The organism is Paenibacillus sp. FSL R7-277, from assembly GCF_000517965.1.
GTDB lineage: Bacteria > Bacillota > Bacilli > Paenibacillales > Paenibacillaceae > Paenibacillus_AQ > Paenibacillus_AQ silagei.
The window spans coordinates 223,526-244,571 of sequence record NZ_ASPX01000009.1; the positions used below are offsets into that span (position 1 = coordinate 223,526).

Sequence of the window (21,046 nt, forward strand, 5' to 3'; positions counted from 1 at the left end):
CATTTTTATTCATTACTGCTGAGCGGAACGTGAAAAGTTACCGTTGTCCCTGCATCCAGCGAGCTTGTGATATGAAGGCCTGTTCCGAAATGCCGCTTCAAGCGCTGATCCGTATTGATTAATCCAACGCCGGAACTACTGCTTTTACGCCTTTCCAATAATCGCTGCAATTGAACCTCATCCATTCCGACCCCATCATCTTTAACTGTGATCTCTGCCCGGGTCTCCACGAAAGAAATACGTATGACAATGCTGCCTCCACGCTTGCGCTTCATAATTCCATGTTTAATTGCATTCTCAACGAGAGGCTGAATCGTAAGAAACGGGACTTTGATGCACCTGTGATCATCAATCTCCCAAATCACCTGCAGCCTCTCTTCAAACCGCACCTGTTCAATATATAAATAAGAACGCACTAAACTCAGCTCTTCTGCAACCGGAACAAGACTTTCAATGTTCTGGAATTTAAATTTGTTTCGCAGATAATTAGTGAATTCATCAAGCAAATCACGCATCTTCTCCAGATTAATATCCGTTAACGCTGATATAGCATTCAAAGCATTAAACAAGAAATGAGGCTTAATTTGGGCTTGCAGCCATACAGTCTCTAATCGCAGCTGTTCCCGAATGGATTGCTTAATCGTCGTTAGCGCCTGTATCCGCAATTTAAGTTCTATGGCTTCTACCGGCTTCGTCACATAATCGTTAGCTCCCGCCAGGAAACCGCTATGTATATCCTGTGGCTGGCTTCTTGCAGTAAGAAGCAGAACAGGAAGCTCTGTGAAGGTAAATCGCTCACGAATCCTTCGTGTCAGTTCATATCCGGACATCATCGGCATCATGATATCAGAGATTACCACATCCCATTCCTTCGTGCCCAGAATAGCCAACGCCTGTCTGGCACTGGTTACCATGGTTGTATCATATTCGTCTGGTGGCAGTATGGCTTCAAGCACTTGAAGGTTAACAGGATCATCATCAATAATTAATAGAACCGGACGGTCGGAATCCATCTTGAAGAACGTTGCCGGTGTCTCATCACTCAGGGGGCTTGCGTTGTCCATGTTCATTGGAACAGGTTCTTGAATTGCCACAGCAGATATGGGTAACGGTTCAAAAGATTTGGCCGGCGCACTCTCCGCCTCCGCTTCCAAGCCTGCCAGTTGTAAAGAGAAGCTGAATTGCGAACCTTCTCCTTTAATGGAGGTTACATCCAATGTGCCCCCATGAAGCTCCGCCAGTTGTTTGCTTATACTCAGCCCTAACCCGAAGCCGCCTTCAATCATGGTCTCCGTTGTGTTGGCTTGCTCGTATGGATGGAATAGGCATTTAAGCATGTCCTCATCCATTCCAATTCCGGTGTCAGCAACAACGATATAAGCCCTCCCGTCGTTTACATAAGCCGAAATCAAAATAAATCCATCATTTGTGTATTTCACAGCATTATGAAGTAAATTAAAGAGGATCTGAATAATCCGGTTCTCATCTGCATGGACCAGAGGAAAATCTTTAGGAATTTGATTTGTAATTTGTATAGATTTCACCTCTGCATTCAATTGCAGCATATCAAGTACTCCCGTCACGATCGGCTGGATCGGTATAACCTTTTTGCTGATACGGGGATTGCCTTCCCGCAGGCTCATCACATCAATCAAATCGTTTAATATCAAGGTTAGCCGGTGCCCTACAGAAGAAACAGTTTCAAGCTCTTTGATGCTTCTTGCCTGCATTACATGCTGTTCCCGTTTCATAACAGATTGTGATAGGTTGAGCATGCTGTGCAGCGGATTTTTGAACTCATGTGAAACATTCGCCAGGAATTGATCCTTATGATCATTCATTCTTTGCAAGGTTGTTGCTAGCTCATTCGTGTTTTCGTACATTTTAAAATAATTCCTAAACCATACTGAGGCCAAACACCCCATTGAAATAATCAAATCAAACGGATAATAGAGAAGATTATAACCGCCCTCCCGCCAGAAGAGCATCCAGATCACATGATGGATCAACGCAAGGATGGAGAACAACAATAACAGATTCCCTCTCATATCCTTGACCACTGTTCTACAGATCGCAATCGTTGCAACGACTCCAGCAGTACCGCCTAGCAGATTATACACAGGGAAGATGCTGGTTAACTGATATGTATCCAACAATAGCGTAATCCCTGCGGTCCCCAAGATCAGTGCCCTAAATACAGGATATATTCTGTGCCAAAGAGCTAGTTCGCGATGATTCGTACACTCCAATAATGCATAGGCTCCAACTAAAAAAGCTACATTGGATAGCCGGAAATCCCATACGTTGCCGATATAAATGATTTGATGGAACAGCTTCTCATCACTGCTTAACGCACCGCTTAGTGTGAAAGAGAATGTCAGCAAAGAGAAATACAGCAACTTTGTCTGCTTGTTACCCAATACAAATAATATAAACGCATAGGCAGAATGGATCAGAAAGATAACCGTTGTCAGAACCTGCATAGATACCGAAAGTTTCATCTCCTGGGTAATTGCTTCTTCTGTCCCGAATTTAATAGACCGGACAATGCCACCGCTCCGGCTATCCACATAATTGGACGCTTGAATTACCAATTCGATTACACCATCTTTGTCGGCCCTAAAGGTTGTAGAATACGGAAGATTCTTAGCGATAGAGACTTCTTCTGAATCTGCTACCCGCCCGGATTTAGCCAGTAACCGGCCGTTTACGTATACTTCCGACGAAGTGCGTATACTTGGCACACGAATACTATAGTTGAGATCCTGCTGCGGATTCACATATATTCGTAAGCGGTACGAGCCGAATCCATATGGAGTAGAGGTCCCGGGATGCACAGCTTGGTTCCATCCCCCTGGAACTTGAATCATCCTTGGCTCACTCAAGGCCAAGCCCTGCTGCTTTTTGCCATCCTTGAACCAATATGAGGAATACAATTCCCATTCCCCGTCAAGCAAAACAATCTGCCCGTCTTCTGCATTCCAATTACGCAAATGGAGTTCCCCGTTTTTTATCGAATCCTGTTGTAAACCGCCAAACAACTCCATCCATAATAAGCGTGAGCCTGATAGAACAACTAATAGTAACCCCAGGAATAAAAAGATGTACTTCATTTTCATTTGGTGACCCCATGAAAAATTAGCCAAGAGTATCCCTCTCCTACTCATTTCTTCTTCTTTATCTATCGGCTTCATGTAGTTTTTTGCTAAGAAATTTTGTAGCACAAAAAACTCGCAAAAGCCCATTTACGCACCCTCCCGACCTACCCTGCTCTATGGTCAGTTTGCTGATAAATAAAGCTCCTGCGAGTTTTGGTTTATAATGACTGATTTTTAAGCCATGCTGAGAGAGTAAGGGTTAAGAGCTCGGTTTCATCATTGTGTCTATCTTATCAACGTAAGGAGTGAGCACCTCCAATAACTTCTCTTGCTTTTGTATTTCTTCTGTCGACAACCGATCCATATGAACACTTCCGTCTGCATCAGTTACCTTGGCATCATAGCTTTTCAACTCATTTATTATGGATTCAAGCTCCCTATACTCCTGTTTAGTGAGTCTCTGTTCAGCCTTCTCAAGCAAGCTATCCCAGAAAGCGCCACGATCTGTGCCAGATACCTTTGCCTTGGATTTATCCGTTTCGTTCATTTTCTTGAAATACGGTTCAAGCTCCACCAGTAATTTCTTGTAAGCCTTCTGATCTTCTGCATTAAGCCGTTCTATGTGAAAACTCCCCTTGGAATCTGCCGCAAGCAGATTGTAATCGCCTAATTCCTTCAATAAGGACATAACCTTGGCAGCTTCTTCCTCGCTAAAATTATGCTTCAACCTCTGCAGCTTGGCCTCTAACTCCTCATATTTCTGCTGGCTTAGGCCAATCGTAGCAGCTGCTTCTTTCGAACCATACATACTATCCGCCAGATAATGATATCCGGCAAACGCTCCAGTAGGAATTAATAAAGTAGCTGCCAAAACGCCTGCTACGATCCACTTCTTTTTCATTCGTTTTCCCCCTTGTCCGGTTACGGTCTGATTTAGTATTCTCTCCTTCAGTTCCGGTGTGGCATTTAAATTTCTGGCCTCTTCCTGCAGAACTGTTCGCAGCTTTTCATTGAAATTCATGCAGATCCTCCACCTTTCCCTTAAAAAGAGTCTGATTCTCTGGCTTCTGACGAAGCTTGCGCAGTGCAGCATGAATACGGGATTTCACGGTACCTAGAGGAATCCCGAGGATTACGGCACTTTCCTCCTGCGATAATTCATTTAAATAATGCAGAATAATCACCTGCTTCAGCTTATACGGAAGACTATCTACGCTAGCAAGCAAGGAGTGGTTAGAGATCTTGTCGACAATCTTACTTGTGAATTCAGGCTCCACCACCAAATTGACCTGCTCTGCCTTCTTAAGAATTCGGAGATGCGTCCATCTCTTTCTCCGGTAGGCATGAATTTGTCGCACTGTTATTCCCATAAGCCAGGGTCTAAAGGGACGACTGATGTCAAAATGGTCAAGAGATCTGCGCATTTGAATATAAATCTCCTGAACGATATCATCCACCTCAGTTGTTTCGCGAACGAGGAAATGAACGGTTTGATATACATCCCTAATCGTAGCTTCATATAGCTCACTAAATGCTTCACGACTGCCGGCTAGCGTAAGCGTAATGAGCTGAGAATATTCTTTTGGATGCTCCATTCATCACCCCTCCCTTCGGTCTTACACTATATATTGGGGAATAAAGAATATTTCGTTCGATTTTTCTTCGGAAAAATACGGAATAAACCGATCAAAGTCCACTAAGGATTTTGATCGGTTTAATGTTGTCTGCCTAATGTTCACATTCCCCGTTAGTTGAGCAACAAGCTCTCGAAATGTATTATCAGTGAATCCAACGGATTCCCGATTTTCACATTTAATTCTTGCTCAACTTTAACGGCTGATTCCACCATAGATAATTGTGCAACAGAAATTTTCTTGTTTTTTTCTGATGCAAGTATCCCCTTTATGTACTTTGATAATTCTTCAACGTATTGCTCATTTTTACCTTGCATGATTAGCTCAAATGTATTCTCTATGACACGTGCCTCAATATGAATTGGCTTATCCTGTATAGAAGCAAATTCATTAAGCCTGCTCATTGTCCCTGCGACGGTTGCTGGATTAGTGAATAATAGAACTTGTGGTTCTGTAATACTGCAGACCGAACTAAAGAAAGGCTCATCAATTTTTATTATGGGAATAGATGTATGAAGCCGGTTTTCTTCAAGAAGAGCAATATAATTAGTACATGTGATAAGAATAGCCTCAACATTTGCTTGTGATATCCATTCTATTTGTTCGATGACTTTATTTTTGGCTTGTCCTTCATCGAAATTTTTATCTGATGTAATTCTACTCATCAAACCAGGATCCACAAAATGAACCAATTCCAACTCATCAGAGGTAAGAGCGTTTTGAATATACTGGATATTTGAATAGTGGGCGTGTAAACAAGCAATCTTCTTTTTCTTCATGATTTTATCTCCTTAAACCCGTACTTTGAGCAGTCCCGCTCCTTAATGATATCATGTTTCTCCAAAAAACTGCCCGTTTGCTTAATGATTATTAACAAAGATACGACCCGATTTAGTGTACTACGCTCCAGCCGCATCTTTGTTGATTAGTTTTCTAAACTCACCGTGGAGAACATATTGTCATTTTCTGATCTGTTTACCGACTGGAATACTCTGAGCAAAACGAAACACATTATGAGGATCGTACTTTCGCTTCACCTGCTTCAATCGGCCAAAGTTCTCGCCATAGTACGCCTTGGGCCAGTTCTTAATCTGCAAATCGGGAAAATTCACATAATCCCCTTTAACAAAGGGACGCAACGCTCTGCGGAACCTTTCCACCCACTGAATATTCCGCTCCTGCTCCCTGCTGTTTCTCCACCGGGCTGACAGTTCGTAGATTGTCTCAGCCTTCCGGTGAGGATAGGCCGTTTCAGCAGGCGATACTCGACTCACCGCGCTTCCTGCACCACCTAAGCTCTGGCTCCACACGCTAGAGTGCCTGTTGGGTGCTTTAGATAAAAAGTCGCGTATAATTCGTACTCCTTCAGGCGGCAATGGTTGGAATCCGTAGGCCCCGGTTATTTTAAACTTTGGTTCCAAATTCAGGTCCGCTTCGGCAAAAAATTTGGTCGCTTCAATAAAAGGCACTGTCTTCACCATCACCTTCACCGGAGTGCCTGCTCGCAAGAGCGGTCTAATCAATCGGCGCAGCTCCTCTGCACCGCCAAGCAATTGCCCGGTAGATACAATGGTGCCCACTTGTTTGGCAGACACCTCGATGGTTGAGGTTAGACGGTTCGTGACAGATGGGGCCCAGCGTTGCCATGCCGGGAACACCTTCTCAAGATCACGCCATTTCCACGTAATACTGTATATAGAAACTGATGAAATCGGTCTAACCCGAAATGTATATTCTGTAGCAGCGCCAAAGTTCCCTCCCCCTCCGCCTCGTGATGCCCACAACAGATCGGAATGCTTTTTCCTGTTTGCCACAATCGTCTTTGCCCCATATCGCCCCGAAGCTACGACCATCTTCACTTGCTTCAAGTTATCGCACGTAAGTCCAAATTTACGGGAAAGTAGTCCAATGCCCCCTCCAAGGGTAAGCCCCGCTACGCCTACATCCGGAGCAGTCCCCGCCGGAATTGCCACCCGCTTATTCCACAGCTTTTTGTACACACGGGCAAGCGGATTACCCGTTTGGACAATGGCCACTCTGTTTTTCCGATCAACCCTAACCTTATTCATCTCGCTCACATCGATAATAATACCGCCACTTACAGCCGAGAAGGCTTCATAGCTATGCCGTCCACTACGTACCCGCAGCCGTATGCCCCGCTCACGTGCCCATTTGACTGCGTTGATCACATCCTGAGTTCGTTGGCAAAAAACAATGACCCTTGGAAATTTAGAGAAGCGCCTATTGAACTCCATTCTAGCCGTATTGTACGACGGATTGCCTGGAATAACGATCCTTCCGGTTAACCGCGTACTTCTCTTTTTCAACTTTTGTGCCATCTATATTACACCATCCCTACACATGACATAAGCATTTCTCATCAGCTTATGTCTATGTTGGGAGATCTGTCCTAGTAACGGCAAACGCCCAGTTTGCAGCAGCTTTCCTATATCGTTCGTAATGCTGGTCTACCGGGTAACTCACTCTAGTTGCCAACGCAAAAAACACCTCCAAGGATCTCTCTATCTTACGACAGAGCTCATTCTCTTGAAGGTGTTTTGTTCACTCTGGGATATAAGGAAGATCCAGTGTCTTCGGAACATTGATCACATGCAGCTCTGTATACGTACGGATGCCCTCTGCGCCGTATTCACGGCCGATACCGGACTGCTTGAAGCCACCGAACGGGAACCGGACATCGAGCCCTTGCACAGCAGCTGTATTGATCATGGTCGTGCCCGCTTCGAGCTGACGTGCGACCAAGACGGCATCCTCTTCCCGCCCCCACACCGAGCTCGTCAATCCATAGATGCTCTCATTGTGCAGATGAATGACCTGCTCTACATCGTCGAATGGCAGAATTGGAACGGTAGGACCAAACTGCTCCTCCACCACAATCGGATCATGGTAATCGCAGTCCAGAACAAGCGTAGGCTGCAGGTAATACCCTTGTTCAAACCGCTGCTGATCCAGAATTTGGCCGAGCGGAATGACCTTAGCTCCGCGCTGGCGCGCCCCCTCAATCAGACCCTGCACGTAATTCTTCTGCTTCAGGTTATTCACCGGACCTACTGTCGTATTGGCATCAAAGGGATCACCGATGCGAATCCAGCGGTTAGCCGCCTCGATATATTTTTCAACAAAACCATCATAGATAGAACGGTGTACATATACACGCTTGGCAATCATACAGATCTGGCCTGTCGTCAGGAAGTTAGAAATAACAATCCGGCGCATGGCCCGCTCATCTTGAACATCAAAGCTATCCAGGAAGATCGCCGCATCATTGCCGCCCAGCTCCAGCGTCATATCCTTAATCGTTTCCGAAGCCGCTTTGATGATGTGCTTGGCTGTTGCGGTTCCGCCTGTGAAGGCGATTTTGCCGACAAGAGGATTACTAGTCAGTTCAACGCCCACATCCGCATCCCCATGAACGACATTGATGACACCCGCCGGGAACTCACCTGCGATCAGCTCTGCTACCTTCGCCGCCGCCAGCGGCGCAAACGGACTCGGTTTGAGCACAATCGTATTGCCCGCAAGTAAGGCAGGAGCAATTTTAATCGTAGATAACGCAATCGGATAGTTCCATGGACTGATCGCTGCCACCACACCCATTGGATCATAGGACAGGATGGTTTTACCATGGTCATGCTCCTGGACCTCTTCCTGTAGAACGGATGCAGCTTCATTACAAGCGAACTCCATCCACATTAACGAGACATAAATCTCACCATGGGCATCATATAGGGGCTTGCCATGCTCTCTGGACAGCAGATGGACAATTTCATTCTCCGCTGCTCTAATCTTCTCTATTGCCTTACGCATCCGGGTAATACGTTCATCAATCGAGGTCTTCTTCCATATTTTAAAAGCTTCTGCCGCCGCTTCAATCGCTTCCACCGCTTGTTCCTTCGTAGTGACAGGGAAATAGCCTACGATTTCAGCCGGGTTCGCCGGATTCTCTTTGGCTGACTGCGAAAGGGAGGGCACATGGTGACCATTAATGAAGGCCTCCACAACAACGGTCTCTTGGTCTGCCTTCCACACTTCTTCGGCAATTTCCTTCACATAACGAAGTTTGCGCCACTGTTGTTCTTCCGTAAGAATATTGCCTTCCTCTGTAGAGGAGAATCCGCATTGCGGGCTCAAGCACAGCTGCTCAAGGGGCACATAGGTTGCTGCTTCGGCAATCCGGGCTTTAATGTACTCTTTATCTTCTAGTTCGCCTGTTTTGGATGTGAGCAGACCCAGCACGATTTTCAAATCCGGCCGGTTCACATATTTCAGTGGCTCGAAGCTGCCTGAACGCTCATCATCAAATTCCAGGAATAATCCATCTACGTCTAAGCCGCCAAAAATGACCTCAGAAGCATAATCATAACCGCCGCTTGAGAAGTAGTTGGATTTATAGTTGCCCCGGCAAATATGCATAGTCACCACTAAGTCTGCCGGTTTATGAGCCAAGGTTTCGTTAATCATGCGCTGCATGATCTTGAGCTCTTCCGCCGGTTCCAGCCCCTTTGCCCGCAGCTTATCGTGACCCGCTTCTGAGAAAAGGTCTGCCCATGCTGTATCATCCAGTTGCAGGTACCGGCATCCGGCATCATAGAACGCTTGAATAGCTTTTTGGTACGCCGCAATCGTATCTTGAAGGAATTGCTCCCGGTCGTTATAACTATTGGCCCCAGGCTCCAGCCGGTAGATCAGCATGTTGGGACTTGGAATGGTCTGCTTCGCTACGGCGTCACCAGCATGCTTCTTCAAAAATTCAAAATGCTCCACAAAGGGGTGGCTTGAGAAATCCACCTTACCCGCCACACGAATGCCGCCCTTGCGGGTCTGCATATTATGGAACTTGGGTCCGTCGATCTCCTCATACAGCTCTACGCCGTCCAAGCCGCCCAGAAAGTCAAAATGCCACCAGCTTCTGCGGAATTCCCCATCCGTCACTGCGAATACGCCATTCTCCTTCTGCTTCTCAATAATCCGGATAATCTCTTGATCTTCTACTGCTTTTAAGGCTTCATATGTGATGTTGCCTGCTTTATATTGTTCACGCGCCTGGCTTAAGTTCGCAGGACGCAGGAAGCTGCCTACATGATCATTGCGAAAAGGTATCATCGCTACATCTCCTTACAACTTTTTAGTGTACTGAGTATAGCATGAGGGCAAAGAATGCAGGTTATATGTAAAAAGCATGATTGGTCATAGCTTTTCGCGATAGCGGATTTAATCTGATTGATGAACCGGCACAGTATAATACTCCCCTAATCGCGTCCCGTCAAGAAAAAATGCGCGGATGAGCGATATAGTGAGGGAGCCCCCTTATGATTTCTGAATAGGAATGAAATTCCGGGGATGCAGCGTGATATCGCTTTTTCCAATGGGGCCAGTGTCACGTAAAATAGTCTTCAGATTAATGAGAAATACGGAAGGGAGATCTGTATGAATAGCGTGGACAAAATCAGATTTTTACTCTTTTTCGGCGAAGAGCCCGAGGCAGCTTGTTACGGGTATATAGAGCGGAATCGGGATGGTCATATGATCGCGCTCTACAATAGTAATGGTGAGGAGATCGATATGTATGGCGGACATCAATTTGTCAGGGTACAGGCGCTTGGCAAATTTGATGATGAAGACCGCGATAATTTCTACTCCTTGTTAGAAGGTGATGGTGTAGGATAATCTGCACAATCAGACAGGTGAAGATTTGGTAATGAATATTCTCTGGAGGTGGAAGATGAACGAACAGGTTCAAGAGACAAGCAGAATGAAGAGTGGGGCGATGCTAGCCGCCCTGCTCATCGGTGCGTTTATTGCGTTCCTTAACGAAAATTTACTTACTAATACTTTTCCCGGATTAATGCGTGAGTTCAACGTTACCGCTTCAACCATACAATGGTTATCTACCGGTTATATGCTGATGATCGGCATACTGGTGCCGGTGACCGCATTGCTGCAGCAATGGTTCACGACTCGCCGGATGTTTATGTCCGCAATGACGTTATTTTTAGCAGGTACCTGCTTGTGTGCAGTCTCCCCTGGATTCGAAGTCTTGCTGATAGGCAGGGTTGTTCAGGCTTGCGGGACAGGATTATTGATTCCGCTGATGATGAATACAATTCTTGCCCTCTATCCTCCAGAACGCAGGGGGGCTGCCATGGGTCTCATGGGGCTTGTCATCATGGTCGCCCCTGTCATCGGACCGGCTTTGTCAGGTTTGGTTATCGATACCTTGGACTGGCGGTGGCTGTTCTACATGGTGATTCCTGTCGTGTTGTTTTCAATTATTTATGCATTCATAAATTTAAAGAATGTTACAGAAATAACAAAACCACGGGTCGATCTTCTATCCATTGTGATGTCAACCATCGGGTTTGGTTTTATCACCTACGGTTTTAGCCAGACCGGTGTCGGGGCTAGTCCTGGGAGTTACAGTTTGATTGCTATAGGCGGGCTCTTCTTGCTCTTACTTATTTGGCGGCAACTCAAAATTAAAGAGCCTTTGATTGATCTTTCCGTATTCCGGTATCCCGCTTTTTCCTTGGTAGCTGTATTGATAGTGGTGCTCATGATGGTTTTATTCGCCACCACGACATTGCTGCCGATCTATATGCAGGATGTGATGCAGTTAACGGCCTTCGGGACAGGGTTACTTCTGATGCCAGGCTGTATTTTGAACGCAATACTGATGCCTGTAACGGGAAAATTGTTCGATAAATTCGGGCCGAGATTCGTCATAATGCCCGGACTGCTCATGATCGCCCTATCACTGTGGCTGTTTGCCGGTATCGATAGCGACACAACCCGAGGCTCCGTTCTGTTCGATCATGTCCTATTATTCTTAGGCATATCGTTTGTCGTCATGCCGGCTCAGACGGCAGGAATGAATCAGCTTCCGGGTCACCTGGTCCCCCACGGCACAGCCATCTACAATACGCTCCAACAGATTGCCGGGGGAATTGGCATCGCTTTGTTCGTCGGCATCATGTCATCCAGAGCCAATCGTTATCTTCACCATTCACCTGATCCCGCTGCGATTCATGATAGAACACACAGTATTGTTGCCGGTTTGCAAACGGTTTTTGGGATTGAATGTATTCTCACAATTCTTGTTTTGGTACCAAGTTGGTTTATCAATGGCCGTCGTCTTGAAAGGACTCATTAAAACTTATTTTTTATCTCACTACGTAGCATAGAGCCTTCACTAACATAAAAGTGGCGGCTCTTTTTACTATGCTTTTATCGGGCATACTGCTAATACAAAATAAGCGCCTGATCTTCGGCTATCTCCGGTCCAAAGTCAATCTTAAGGGCTTCATACCTCTCTTTGTAGCCTGATGCTACATTCGGACGTTGTTGTGGTGACGTAATCTATGAAATTCACAGAGCCGTTAAAGTTTAAATAAGCACCATTATTGCGATTTACATCCGGTCTGAAAATGCGCTCTGCCCTCCAGCACATCACCCAAAAACTTTTGGGATGCATTCAACTTGGCTTCTAACTCCTGGATTTCTTTGATTTTCTCCTTTACCAATGCTTCCTTCTTAATATACGAGCTCTCATTGATAAGTAAAACTATGTCATGGATCGTTAAACCTAAAGTGAGTAGCATTCTCACATCCTGCAAATAGGTGACCACTCCTTCATCGTATACGCGGTAATTATTTTCATCCCTCGAAATAAACTGTTCAGGAATCAACTGTTTGCGTTCATAGAAGCGCAAGGTGGATATGGGTAATTCCGTCAGCCTGGAAACTTCATTCGCTCTCATATTCTGCTCCTTCTAAATCAATCATTCATTTATATTTGCTATAAACCAAGGTTCATAGTTCAAAATAAAAATATGATAACCCGGGACAGCGCTACTGTCAAAATAATGGGTTACCATCAGAAGGAGTGTATTTATGCTAGAACCTATTCAAAATAATGATTTTGTCAACATTCTGACCGGCCGCCGTTCCATACGGCAGTACGATGAGAACATCAAAATTTCGGAAGAAGAAATGCACGCTATGATTCAAGAAGCAAGCTTGGCTCCCTCTTCCGCGAATATGCAGCCCTGGCGCATAATCGTGGTTCACTCCCCTGAAGGGAAAGACAAGCTTCGGCCTCTGGTCCAGTTCAATACGCGGCAAAATGATACATCTGCGGCGATGCTCATCATTTTGGGAGATACGCAGAGCGATTTATATGTAGAGAAAATCTATGATACTGCTGTGGAGCAAGGAAAAATGCCCAAAGACATACGCGACAAGCAGGTTGCGCAAATTCTGGGCATGTATCCGCAAATACCTAGAGAATTAAAGGTCGAAATTGCCAAAATCGATGCAAGTTTATTCGCGATGCAACTGATGCTGGTAGCCCGTGCTCATGGGTATGACACCAATCCGATGGCAGGCTTTGAACGTGATCAGATCGTTAGCACCTTTGATCTGGACGACCACAGGTATGTTCCGGTCATGATCTTATCCATCGGCAAGGCCAAAGATGAGGGCCATGAGTCCGTGCGCCTGGGTAGCGAGGAAATTACCTTTTGGCGCTAATGTGAATGTATGAACCTCACCGGTTCTGTGCTCCCCACTCGCACAGCTGCTCCAACACAGGTAGAAGGGTCTGCCCTTTCGGTGTCAGCGAATACTCCACTTTGGGCGGAATCTGCGGATACTCCACGCGCTTCACCAGCCCGTCAGCCTCCAATTCCTTAAGCTGCGCGCTGAGAACCTTGTATGTCACCGCTCCGAGCTGTCTATGCATTTCATTGAATCGAATCGAGGGTTTGGCGGACAGCAGATACAGAATCGCCATCTTCCACTTCCCGCCGATCACCGACATCGTATAACCGAATGGTGTGTCTTGGATCACCGTCTCCTTGCCCTTCAAATCTGAAATGCCCATGTTCACGCTATCCTTTCGGATAGTAGCCCACTTCTTTGTGCGTACTATCCCTTTATTTTTGCTCAGTCTATAATAGCTTTACTTTGAAGTAAAGGGGCTAAAGCAATGACAACCATTCGAACGTACAACCATACCCTCTGGGATCACGGGATTTCGCAGGGGTACCTTGTCGACAACACGCTGTATATCTCGGGACAGTTCTCCCATGATGCGGGGGGCAGCTTCGTTGGAGCAGGCGATATTCAGGCACAGATGACACAGACGCTGAAGAATTTGGATACCGTGTTACAAGAGTTCGGAGCGACCAAGGATAATCTGGCTTACGTGGAGCTGTATCTGACGAATGCGCAGGAGCACGGGGAAACCGCGATCGGACTGTTCAAAAAGTATGTCGGAGAGCATCGGCCGGCGGGGAGCATGATCGGGGTGACTTACCTGGCATTCCCGGAACAGTGGGTAGAGGTACGGGCTGTGGCGCATGTTGGTTAAGAAAAAGAGAGAGGGTTCATCTAAACAACGCTACTGGCAGAGTAATGTCAGTAGCGTTTTAGAATTTGCGGAATCTCTCCATCAGAGTAGTAGCGGATGGCCTTACCCGTTTTTCCAGCATACTCAATCTCATTTCTTGTGCTGTTGCCAATGTAGCCATTTACATCAATCACGAAGATTTCGTCAGAAAGATCAATCTTTCTAAAATGCAGATCTCCCAGTAACTCCGCTTGTTCTTCCGTGATTTCAAAACCTTCAGTTTGTTCAAAGAAGGCTACACTAATCACTATGTTTCCTTGTAGTGTAAGAAATGCATTAGCCCGTTCAAATTGCTTCTTGAATTTTGTAGAACCGCATAATGTAATTATTTTCATAGGCATATCCTTCCTGAGCCGTTTTAGATATTTTTCAGGTAACCCGTACACTGTTCGAATTCTTGCTGAAGCTTGGTTAACCACTTGCCCAGTTACGGAAAATCCAACTCCTCATCGATGATACGGAATATCTCCCTACTCCGCACCGGATAACGGGCATCCAGTTCCCCCCACTTGTGCTTCGGTAAAATCAAAAATTCGTGCGTATCCGAAAAATATGAGGCCTCAAAAAGCCGGATTTCGTATTTGTCCCGGATCAGCTCCTGAAAGCCGCGAATCGTGATGTAGCGGTCATCTCCGCTAAAGGTAAGCGCAATCGAATGCATTTGTCCATTGTAGGTAACATCCAGTCCTTTGTCCGTAGGCGTCACCTCGACCGTTTCATCGGGAAGCTGTTTACCGAACAAACGGACGATCTCCTCGTCCTCCTCTCCCCAATCTACAATGACGCTGTTCGCAAAAACAAATTGCTGCAGCTGTTGCTCATCTCCTTCGAATAGCAATGTCAGCTCGCTGTCGCTTGGCATCCTCATCCCAGTATCCTCCTTGTGTTCACTTAATGATCAGGCCCAAACCAAATGATCTACAACTTGGTAGAATCTTATTTTTGCATAATCAATCTCTGATACACCATAGGATGAAAAAAATAACTTGACCCATTGCTCGCCGAAGTTTCTGATAATGCTCTTCTCAGCTACTGCCAAATCATAATAACGGTCCGCAATCCCGCAATTTCCCAGATCGATAAATCCACTTATAGAGTCATTAGCAATAATGATGTTTGGCAGGCTGTAGTCACCATGTGTGAATACTAAATCTTCTTTGAGTTCCCGAGAATAATTGTTGTTGAAGGGTACTGCATCTTCACATAAGTATGAGCATCTGGCGTATTAAATAGTAGCTGAAAAAGAGCACCCGCAGGCACTTTTCTATACAATGAGGTTTGAAGCTCTCTGTGTGTGTATCCGATCACGAAGGTACCCTATCTATAAACGTTATATCCTCAATATCATGTCTTACAGTGGAATGACCCTCTTGAATCCCTCTGCCCACACTTAATAACATAATGTCTTCATAGTGCTGGGGAATCTTGAGCACTTTAAAAAGAGCATCTTTATCATAACCTGACATCGTGATGGTCTGGTACCCTTTTTCGTTCAAAATAAGGACTAAGGCCATTGCAGCCAGACTGCCATCGCGGACCAGCTCTTTTAAATAATCTTGATTAGACATGTTTCGATAATAACCAAGGGCTGCATTTGTTAAATGCGCTTTAGTCTCTTGGGTGAAATAACCTTTCTCCAAAGCCTTGTCTTGAATAGCATGGATATTCTCAGCATGAAAAGTACGGTAATCCCCCAAGATCAAAATCAAATAACTGGAGGTTTCAACCTGCTCCTGGTTATATGCAATGGGTCTAACTTTAGCTCGCAACTCCTTATCCTCGATGAGTAAATAACGTGTACTCTGAATGTTATTTCCGTTTGGTGATTTGGCTGCCAGTTCAATCGAATCAAGGATTTCCTTTCTTTCAATCGCATAGTTTGGATCATAATGTCTGACCGATTTCCTTTGTAAAATAATATCCTGCAAACTCACTTTAACGCCCCCCGTAGATTAGATTTGCTATAATCATATTATCTGGAGCGTCTGCAATTGAAAATACTGCACTTTATAGTCACTAGGTTACTTCAAAGTAAGGAGGATATCATGAATACAATAAATACAGGTTTTGATGTGGTACAAAATATCATTAGTGGTAAATGGAAAAGCATTATCCTGTATCAATTAGGATATGAGCATAAGCGCACAAAAGACTTACTCAAGATTTGTGAAGGCGTCTCACATAAAGTTTTAAACGAACAATTAAAGCAACTGCAACAGGATGGATTAGTTAATCGAGCCGTGTATGCAGACGAGGTTCCCATTAGAGTAGAATACTCAATAACAGACTATGGACGGACATTGCTTCCATTATTAAAAGAAATGTGTGATGCGGGCGATAACCATCTTAAAAGAGAGGGGATCACCGCAGGTAATAATACAATCTGTGAACATTCTAAATCACTGTGATCGATAACCATGAAACCCTTTTAAGACCTTACGTAAATGAAAACAGCACCATACTCTTCACTAATGAAGAACATGGCGCTGTTAATATTTCGCAGTTATGTGACTGAAGAGGCATTGGTAGCTAACTTTTCCCTCTCAAGCCTAGTAGAACGGTTTGAGCTTGCTCGATATGCTCCGGTCTCCGGTCCTTCAGCTTCAATAACACATGATTTAGTATCATCTTTGGGTTCCTCACGTTCCTTATCTGATTAGCCTTTGTCTACTTATTCCAATCCTTTAGACAGCCGGATCGCAAGCTGCTTAATCTTATCGTTGCGAATCTGAAAATAAAAATCCAAATAGAGAGGGTCCGGGAGGCCGGTTTTGTCGAAATCCCCATCAACCTTGAAAACTACTACGTTTTCTTCCCCTTGCTGTTTATTCTGTATGGGTTCAAGTGTTATGTTAGCTCCAAAATGATATTCGGCACTCCATTGTTTGATAGCAGCTTTGCCTGCCCACTCTTTACCTTCATCGAGAACAAGTGCATCTTCCGAAAAGCAGCCGACATAAGCATCCGGATCGGGTTTATTGGTAGCGGCTATAAAATCTAGTATTACTTGCGGAAGCAGATTAAGATTAGGCTCCATATGATCAACTCCTTTGTAATCTTTGAATACAAGGCTAGTGTAACCCACAGAACCTGACAGCTGCGTGTCTAGTTATCTGTAATATTTATTTGTTCAGGACAAACCTGCCCGATAGGGAAATACCTCAACTGAGCTTCAGATACTGAAGTAGCTGTCCGAAATCCGCGGAATAGACATTTTCAATTCCATGGTAGCCTTCTCTTTGCCCAATAACGCGGGAAAACTTCGCGTACAGTCGATTTAGATAAATGTTGTCGATCTGAGCGCAAAATTGTAGATAGTTAACGCCACAATTCTCTGCGACAATTTGTTGTACCAAATAGCGGAACCCCTGAATAAATACGCGACTGCTGCGATAGGAGGGGTGGACAATGACAGAATTAACAAAAACAATTTCACCTTTGGGATCAAATTCATTCTCAGTATTGAGATAGCGATAATGCCCCCAACCTATCATTGCCCCCATCTTGTCCGTTATTAATATAATGTGGGAGTTGGGGATGAATTCCAACACATGTACAAGTGCATCCGCAAGTGAGAATTGGCGGTTAAAATCTTTTCGGTTTCGGATAAAATATAAAGTAAACTGCGCATAATCTTCATCATTTTGACAATTCCGGTAATGGGCAAGCATAAACCGCCCCACCTCCTAATCGTTCATATGAGCTTAGCTATCTCAAGAATCACAACAGAGCAAGCACTGAGAAATGAAATAGTCTTCATTTCTGAACTTCATTACGTATGCTTGCCATTCCTTGAAATCGGCATGATATTCATCAATCCCACCTTGCTGTGTATCCCATGTCGCTGTTTTCTCTGCAAGCTTGGTTAGAAGTCTTTGCAGCCGGAGATGGACCGGGACCCAAAAACGGAGCTCAACAATAGGCTCAGGTAGTTGTGATATATATTGCACCAGAAATTGCAGACTCTCTAGGAACAGCCGGCTTCGGCGATACGTTTCAATAAAGAAAACAATCTGGATTTGTGCCACATGCGTATCCTTGTATTGGTTCTCCGCAGTCCCGGAAATGTAACCAATCGCCCCGACAACTTCATCCTCATCGTTGAAGCACAAGATAGCTTCTTTTTGCATTAGAACAGAGCTTGCCAGAAAACTCAGCGAGATTGAAAAAGGATAAGGCAGATTTAGTTCATTGTAATGTTCCAATAGAAATATCATGTATTTATCCTGATAGCTCTCTGAACTGCAGACTTGAAAGTAATAGCTCATCTGATTAATTCCAACTCCTTGCATTATGTAGATCTGTTCTTTTTCTTACTTATCGGATGAATGTTGTCCCACAAGAAAAAGCTGCCCGAAAGTCCAAAGACTTAGGTGCAGCTCTTCCCGTACCGAATGCTTATTTCGCAGGCGCTGTTCTCACTTGCTCGCTGTTCACAAGTAGGTTCACTACAATTTGTAGCGGTCCCCTGCCACCTTTGTTATTAAATCCGCTTCTTGGTGGAAACATATATGTCACTCCTTTCCTCTTTTCAGATACTCATTGCTTACTTCGACATTTTATTACATTCCAGTCCACACATACATACCTAAAAAGGGGTATATTTCACTTTTGGATGGATTCACATTCAGTTGATTGAATTGATATAAAATTGAAATAGTTAGCTTATTTCTTTATACATTTGATGATAATGGTTGGAGGACTTAAACGTGCCTTCATCCCCGAATACCATGTAGTCGGTGAACTTTCGTCTGTCTCAGGAACTCGTGATTCTTCAATTACCCGTTCTATAAAAAAGCCAGCATTTGAAAGTTCATTTAATATTGTGCTGACTTTTCGATGGTGCATGATCACGGGTACTCCACGCCAAGTTACCTTATAAGGTCCTTCGGAATGATAGGATTGAGTATAGGTTATTTTGTCATCCTCATACATCAGTCTGCTTTGTATGGGATGTTCCCAACTAAATAACAATACCCCGCCGTTTTTTAGTCTTTTGTAGATGTTAGATATTGTCCGTGCCATATCGACTGTCCAGCCTAATGCATAAACAGAGAATACGATATCAAAATATTCACTGGGCAAGTCATCTATGTTTTCCATAGACATTTGTTGTATGTTCCCGGTCAATCTGTTCTCCTGGAGCAGTTCCTTAGCGTAATTAACCTGAGTCGTCGATAAATCAATTCCCCAGATATCCCCTGCGCCTCTGCTTGCCATGTACAAGAGCGAGTGTCCACTGCCACAGCCTATCTCAAGTACTGTCTTGCCAGTAACATCACCTAGAAGATGCAATTCATCCTCTGTAGGTGCATATGGCCCATATTGCGGCAAAGCATGTATTCCAAAATATTGATCAGCTACTTCATCCCATCCTGCTTTGTTGATCTCAAGCATTTCTTTTTGATCTTGCATGACTTCCCCTCCTATTGGTCTTCTTTAGTGCATCTATTACCCCTGCCTTATGTGATCGACGTTCCGGTTCATCAGATGCCGAACCACCCTACCAGGAGATCATTCATAGCTGGGTTGAAATGCTATATGAAGATAAATGGTAGAATGTTGAAGGATTTATAGTGGAACGAAAATGATACCAACGTGCAAAAAGAAGGAATCGTTCAGGATTTCGGAATTTACGACAGTACCTTTTGTATTACACTGGCCGTAGCCATCCTGCAACCATCCTCTAAAAGATTAAGCGTCTTCCCATTAAGGAGAGTCGTTGTGCAATTGTGCAATCATCATGGGAAACAATAGGGAACGTTCCGTGCTCATCTTTTAACTCCTAGTTCTTCGTTTTGCAAATTCTGCATTGATTCATTTTTTCATCGGACAATATTTGGTAAACATCAAAGGAGCCCTGCCATATACATCCATTTTTCCTGCTGGAGCTAATCATTCAGTCATAAATTATCCTTACCTCCTACTTCAATAACCGCTCAAATTCAGCACCATTAATCATAAAATATGAACTACACTTAAGCTACGGCAAATAGCACAAACCAATGGCTTGCGCTTTTGTTTCTAATTAGCATGCCTACTATATCCTGAATATCAGACAGAGTTTGACTCAGAGATATCATTAAATGATCTATTGCTGCTGATACATACCAGTTATCACCACTGGGATGGCCACATGCATTGCTTCCGCGATAATCAAGAAATCTTCACGGCTTATCCCGAAGTGGCCGGTACGGAAGGGGTAGCCCCAATTCCGCTGGCCGCGTGTGAAGGCCAACCGATCAAGTAAGCCCTTGATTCTCGCCTCCTGGCAGGGAACATATGCAATATTCCTGCGGTAAGGTACGAACGTCGCGGACATCGCATATTCGTATACACGGTCGTCCATAACCCGGCCAATGGCGGTGAACGCTTGCAGCGGCTCGCCTTCTCCTATCTCCATGCGGGGAGAATAATACACAAGCCAATCCCCAGGCTGCATCCTGCGTAACGGCGCTGCTTTACCGTGACACATCTGGGCAAAGCCGCCACTAACGCCCCCCTGCGCGTGGTTCGCTGAGACGACCCCTATCCAATATGAAGGACTTCCATTTTCCGTATCCTCGAATTTACGCAACGTTTCTTTCGTATCCATTGCCGAACGCAACTCCTTTTTACTTAAGCTGAATCCAGTATACTAAAACGCTACTGACAGCGGTTTGTCAGTAGCGTTTTAGTGAGGCTTTCGAACAGAACTTCCTTATTATTAAAATATCGTATCCCGTTAGTTTACAGCCTAGCGAGTTCGAAATTGTACCAAGACAGATAAATGCATAAAACTGCCTCTGCAAAGAAGATTATGGAAATTTTAAGATTTCTCCGCATTAGCATACTTACGATATCCTGAATATCGCTCTCTGCTGAGGTGACCAAAAACTCTTCAT

At 44.7% G+C, this 21,046-nt stretch carries 21 protein-coding genes and 2 pseudogenes; 5 read left to right on the forward strand and 18 right to left on the reverse strand.

Going from position 1 to position 21,046, the window contains the following annotated elements; translation table 11 throughout:
• Positions 1-5: 5 nt before the first annotated feature.
• From C173_RS05065 to C173_RS34605, 7 genes and pseudogenes are all read right to left on the reverse strand, one after another.
• The gene (locus tag C173_RS05065; protein ID WP_200869512.1) at positions 6-3,119 is read right to left on the reverse strand and encodes an ATP-binding response regulator; all 3,114 of its coding nucleotides are present in this window, start codon (positions 3,117-3,119) and stop codon (positions 6-8) included.
• A 238-nt stretch (positions 3,120-3,357) separates the two neighbouring features.
• On the reverse strand, positions 3,358-4,119 hold the full coding sequence (locus C173_RS05070; RefSeq protein WP_036722971.1) for a DUF3600 domain-containing protein: 762 nt from the start codon (positions 4,117-4,119) through the stop codon (positions 3,358-3,360).
• Positions 4,106-4,693: a sigma-70 family RNA polymerase sigma factor gene (locus tag C173_RS05075; protein ID WP_036722972.1), complete on the reverse strand. Its 588-nt coding sequence runs from the start codon at positions 4,691-4,693 to the stop codon at positions 4,106-4,108. Before C173_RS05075 ends, C173_RS05070 begins: the two co-directional genes overlap by 14 nt.
• Positions 4,694-4,845: 152 nt before the next feature.
• A complete protein-coding gene (locus C173_RS05080; RefSeq protein ID WP_155991243.1) occupies positions 4,846-5,514 on the reverse strand; it encodes a hypothetical protein in 669 nt (222 codons plus the stop codon).
• Positions 5,515-5,691: 177 nt separating this feature from the next.
• Positions 5,692-7,071: an FAD-binding oxidoreductase gene (locus C173_RS05085; RefSeq protein ID WP_036722975.1), complete on the reverse strand. Its 1,380-nt coding sequence runs from the start codon at positions 7,069-7,071 to the stop codon at positions 5,692-5,694.
• 223 nt (positions 7,072-7,294) lie between these two features.
• Positions 7,295-8,782: an aldehyde dehydrogenase family protein gene (locus tag C173_RS34600; RefSeq protein WP_036723094.1), complete on the reverse strand. Its 1,488-nt coding sequence runs from the start codon at positions 8,780-8,782 to the stop codon at positions 7,295-7,297.
• A pseudogene (locus C173_RS34605) lies at positions 8,774-9,856 on the reverse strand (5-methyltetrahydropteroyltriglutamate--homocysteine S-methyltransferase); the annotation flags it as partial. The gene C173_RS34600 and the pseudogene C173_RS34605, both read right to left, overlap by 9 nt.
• A 324-nt stretch (positions 9,857-10,180) precedes the next feature.
• On the opposite strand from C173_RS34605, the gene C173_RS05100 reads away from it, so the two are divergent.
• Positions 10,181-10,420 (forward strand): hypothetical protein, encoded by a 240-nt coding sequence (locus tag C173_RS05100; RefSeq protein ID WP_036722977.1) that lies wholly within the window; start codon positions 10,181-10,183, stop codon positions 10,418-10,420.
• 55 nt (positions 10,421-10,475) lie between these two features.
• A complete protein-coding gene (locus C173_RS05105; protein WP_036722978.1) occupies positions 10,476-11,903 on the forward strand; it encodes an MDR family MFS transporter in 1,428 nt (475 codons plus the stop codon).
• Between the two features lie 247 nt (positions 11,904-12,150).
• Here C173_RS05105 and C173_RS05110 read toward each other — a convergent pair whose 3' ends face one another.
• Positions 12,151-12,510, reverse strand: a complete 360-nt coding sequence (locus C173_RS05110) for a helix-turn-helix domain-containing protein (protein WP_036722979.1) — start codon at positions 12,508-12,510, stop codon at positions 12,151-12,153.
• A gap of 133 nt (positions 12,511-12,643) precedes the next feature.
• On the opposite strand from C173_RS05110, the gene C173_RS05115 reads away from it, so the two are divergent.
• Positions 12,644-13,282, forward strand: a complete 639-nt coding sequence (locus tag C173_RS05115) for a nitroreductase family protein (protein WP_036722980.1) — start codon at positions 12,644-12,646, stop codon at positions 13,280-13,282.
• A gap of 16 nt (positions 13,283-13,298) precedes the next feature.
• Here C173_RS05115 and C173_RS05120 read toward each other — a convergent pair whose 3' ends face one another.
• Positions 13,299-13,634, reverse strand: a complete 336-nt coding sequence (locus C173_RS05120) for a winged helix-turn-helix transcriptional regulator (RefSeq protein ID WP_036722981.1) — start codon at positions 13,632-13,634, stop codon at positions 13,299-13,301.
• A 105-nt stretch (positions 13,635-13,739) separates the two neighbouring features.
• Between C173_RS05120 and C173_RS05125 the strand changes: the two genes are divergently transcribed.
• Positions 13,740-14,123, forward strand: coding sequence for a RidA family protein (locus tag C173_RS05125; protein ID WP_036722982.1), 384 nt, complete (start codon positions 13,740-13,742; stop codon positions 14,121-14,123).
• Positions 14,124-14,170: 47 nt separating this feature from the next.
• Here the strand turns inward: C173_RS05125 and C173_RS05130 are convergent, their stop codons facing one another.
• The 4 genes and pseudogenes from C173_RS05130 to C173_RS05140 all read right to left on the reverse strand — a co-directional run bounded on the left by C173_RS05130 (position 14,171) and on the right by C173_RS05140 (position 16,096).
• On the reverse strand, positions 14,171-14,497 hold the full coding sequence (locus C173_RS05130) for a hypothetical protein (RefSeq protein ID WP_036722984.1): 327 nt from the start codon (positions 14,495-14,497) through the stop codon (positions 14,171-14,173).
• Between the two features lie 92 nt (positions 14,498-14,589).
• Positions 14,590-15,030 carry a hypothetical protein gene (locus C173_RS05135; protein WP_036722985.1) on the reverse strand — a complete coding sequence of 147 codons (441 nt, stop codon included), beginning with the start codon at positions 15,028-15,030 and terminating at the stop codon, positions 14,590-14,592.
• A gap of 30 nt (positions 15,031-15,060) precedes the next feature.
• A pseudogene (locus C173_RS33530) lies at positions 15,061-15,318 on the reverse strand (phosphotransferase); the annotation flags it as partial.
• A 148-nt stretch (positions 15,319-15,466) separates the two neighbouring features.
• Positions 15,467-16,096, reverse strand: coding sequence for a nitroreductase family protein (locus C173_RS05140; RefSeq protein ID WP_036722987.1), 630 nt, complete (start codon positions 16,094-16,096; stop codon positions 15,467-15,469).
• Positions 16,097-16,207: 111 nt separating this feature from the next.
• On the opposite strand from C173_RS05140, the gene C173_RS05145 reads away from it, so the two are divergent.
• The gene (locus C173_RS05145) at positions 16,208-16,570 is read left to right on the forward strand and encodes a winged helix-turn-helix transcriptional regulator (protein WP_036722989.1); all 363 of its coding nucleotides are present in this window, start codon (positions 16,208-16,210) and stop codon (positions 16,568-16,570) included.
• A 263-nt stretch (positions 16,571-16,833) separates the two neighbouring features.
• Here the strand turns inward: C173_RS05145 and C173_RS05150 are convergent, their stop codons facing one another.
• The 5 genes from C173_RS05150 to C173_RS05170 form a co-directional block, all read right to left on the reverse strand.
• Positions 16,834-17,199 (reverse strand): nuclear transport factor 2 family protein, encoded by a 366-nt coding sequence (locus tag C173_RS05150; RefSeq protein ID WP_036722990.1) that lies wholly within the window; start codon positions 17,197-17,199, stop codon positions 16,834-16,836.
• Positions 17,200-17,323: 124 nt separating this feature from the next.
• A complete protein-coding gene (locus C173_RS05155; RefSeq protein WP_036722991.1) occupies positions 17,324-17,833 on the reverse strand; it encodes an N-acetyltransferase in 510 nt (169 codons plus the stop codon).
• Positions 17,834-17,875: 42 nt separating this feature from the next.
• Positions 17,876-18,379: a hypothetical protein gene (locus C173_RS05160; protein WP_235191781.1), complete on the reverse strand. Its 504-nt coding sequence runs from the start codon at positions 18,377-18,379 to the stop codon at positions 17,876-17,878.
• A 448-nt stretch (positions 18,380-18,827) separates the two neighbouring features.
• Positions 18,828-19,577 carry a class I SAM-dependent methyltransferase gene (locus C173_RS05165; RefSeq protein ID WP_036722994.1) on the reverse strand — a complete coding sequence of 250 codons (750 nt, stop codon included), beginning with the start codon at positions 19,575-19,577 and terminating at the stop codon, positions 18,828-18,830.
• A gap of 676 nt (positions 19,578-20,253) precedes the next feature.
• Entirely contained in the window at positions 20,254-20,757 is a 504-nt protein-coding gene (locus tag C173_RS05170; protein WP_051477825.1) for an EVE domain-containing protein, read from the reverse strand.
• Positions 20,758-21,046: the final 289 nt, after the last annotated feature.

Coding starts and splice junctions, on each gene's coding strand:
- C173_RS05130 (WP_036722984.1), bottom strand. CDS start 14,497: ATGAAAATAATTACATTATGCGGTTCTACAAAATTCAAGAAGCAATTT.
- C173_RS05110 (WP_036722979.1), bottom strand. CDS start 12,510: ATGAGAGCGAATGAAGTTTCCAGGCTGACGGAATTACCCATATCCACC.
- C173_RS05170 (WP_051477825.1), bottom strand. CDS start 20,757: ATGGATACGAAAGAAACGTTGCGTAAATTCGAGGATACGGAAAATGGA.
- C173_RS05160 (WP_235191781.1), bottom strand. CDS start 18,379: ATGATATTTCTATTGGAACATTACAATGAACTAAATCTGCCTTATCCT.
- C173_RS05115 (WP_036722980.1), top strand. CDS start 12,644: ATGCTAGAACCTATTCAAAATAATGATTTTGTCAACATTCTGACCGGC.
- C173_RS05085 (WP_036722975.1), bottom strand. CDS start 7,071: ATGGCACAAAAGTTGAAAAAGAGAAGTACGCGGTTAACCGGAAGGATC.
- C173_RS05105 (WP_036722978.1), top strand. CDS start 10,476: ATGAACGAACAGGTTCAAGAGACAAGCAGAATGAAGAGTGGGGCGATG.
- C173_RS05150 (WP_036722990.1), bottom strand. CDS start 17,199: ATGGAGCCTAATCTTAATCTGCTTCCGCAAGTAATACTAGATTTTATA.
- C173_RS05070 (WP_036722971.1), bottom strand. CDS start 4,119: ATGAATTTCAATGAAAAGCTGCGAACAGTTCTGCAGGAAGAGGCCAGA.
- C173_RS05065 (WP_200869512.1), bottom strand. CDS start 3,119: ATGAAAATGAAGTACATCTTTTTATTCCTGGGGTTACTATTAGTTGTT.
- C173_RS05155 (WP_036722991.1), bottom strand. CDS start 17,833: ATGCTTGCCCATTACCGGAATTGTCAAAATGATGAAGATTATGCGCAG.
- C173_RS05125 (WP_036722982.1), top strand. CDS start 13,740: ATGACAACCATTCGAACGTACAACCATACCCTCTGGGATCACGGGATT.
- C173_RS05120 (WP_036722981.1), bottom strand. CDS start 13,634: ATGGGCATTTCAGATTTGAAGGGCAAGGAGACGGTGATCCAAGACACA.
- C173_RS05145 (WP_036722989.1), top strand. CDS start 16,208: ATGAATACAATAAATACAGGTTTTGATGTGGTACAAAATATCATTAGT.
- C173_RS05075 (WP_036722972.1), bottom strand. CDS start 4,693: ATGGAGCATCCAAAAGAATATTCTCAGCTCATTACGCTTACGCTAGCC.
- C173_RS05100 (WP_036722977.1), top strand. CDS start 10,181: ATGAATAGCGTGGACAAAATCAGATTTTTACTCTTTTTCGGCGAAGAG.
- C173_RS05135 (WP_036722985.1), bottom strand. CDS start 15,030: ATGAGGATGCCAAGCGACAGCGAGCTGACATTGCTATTCGAAGGAGAT.
- C173_RS05165 (WP_036722994.1), bottom strand. CDS start 19,577: ATGCAAGATCAAAAAGAAATGCTTGAGATCAACAAAGCAGGATGGGAT.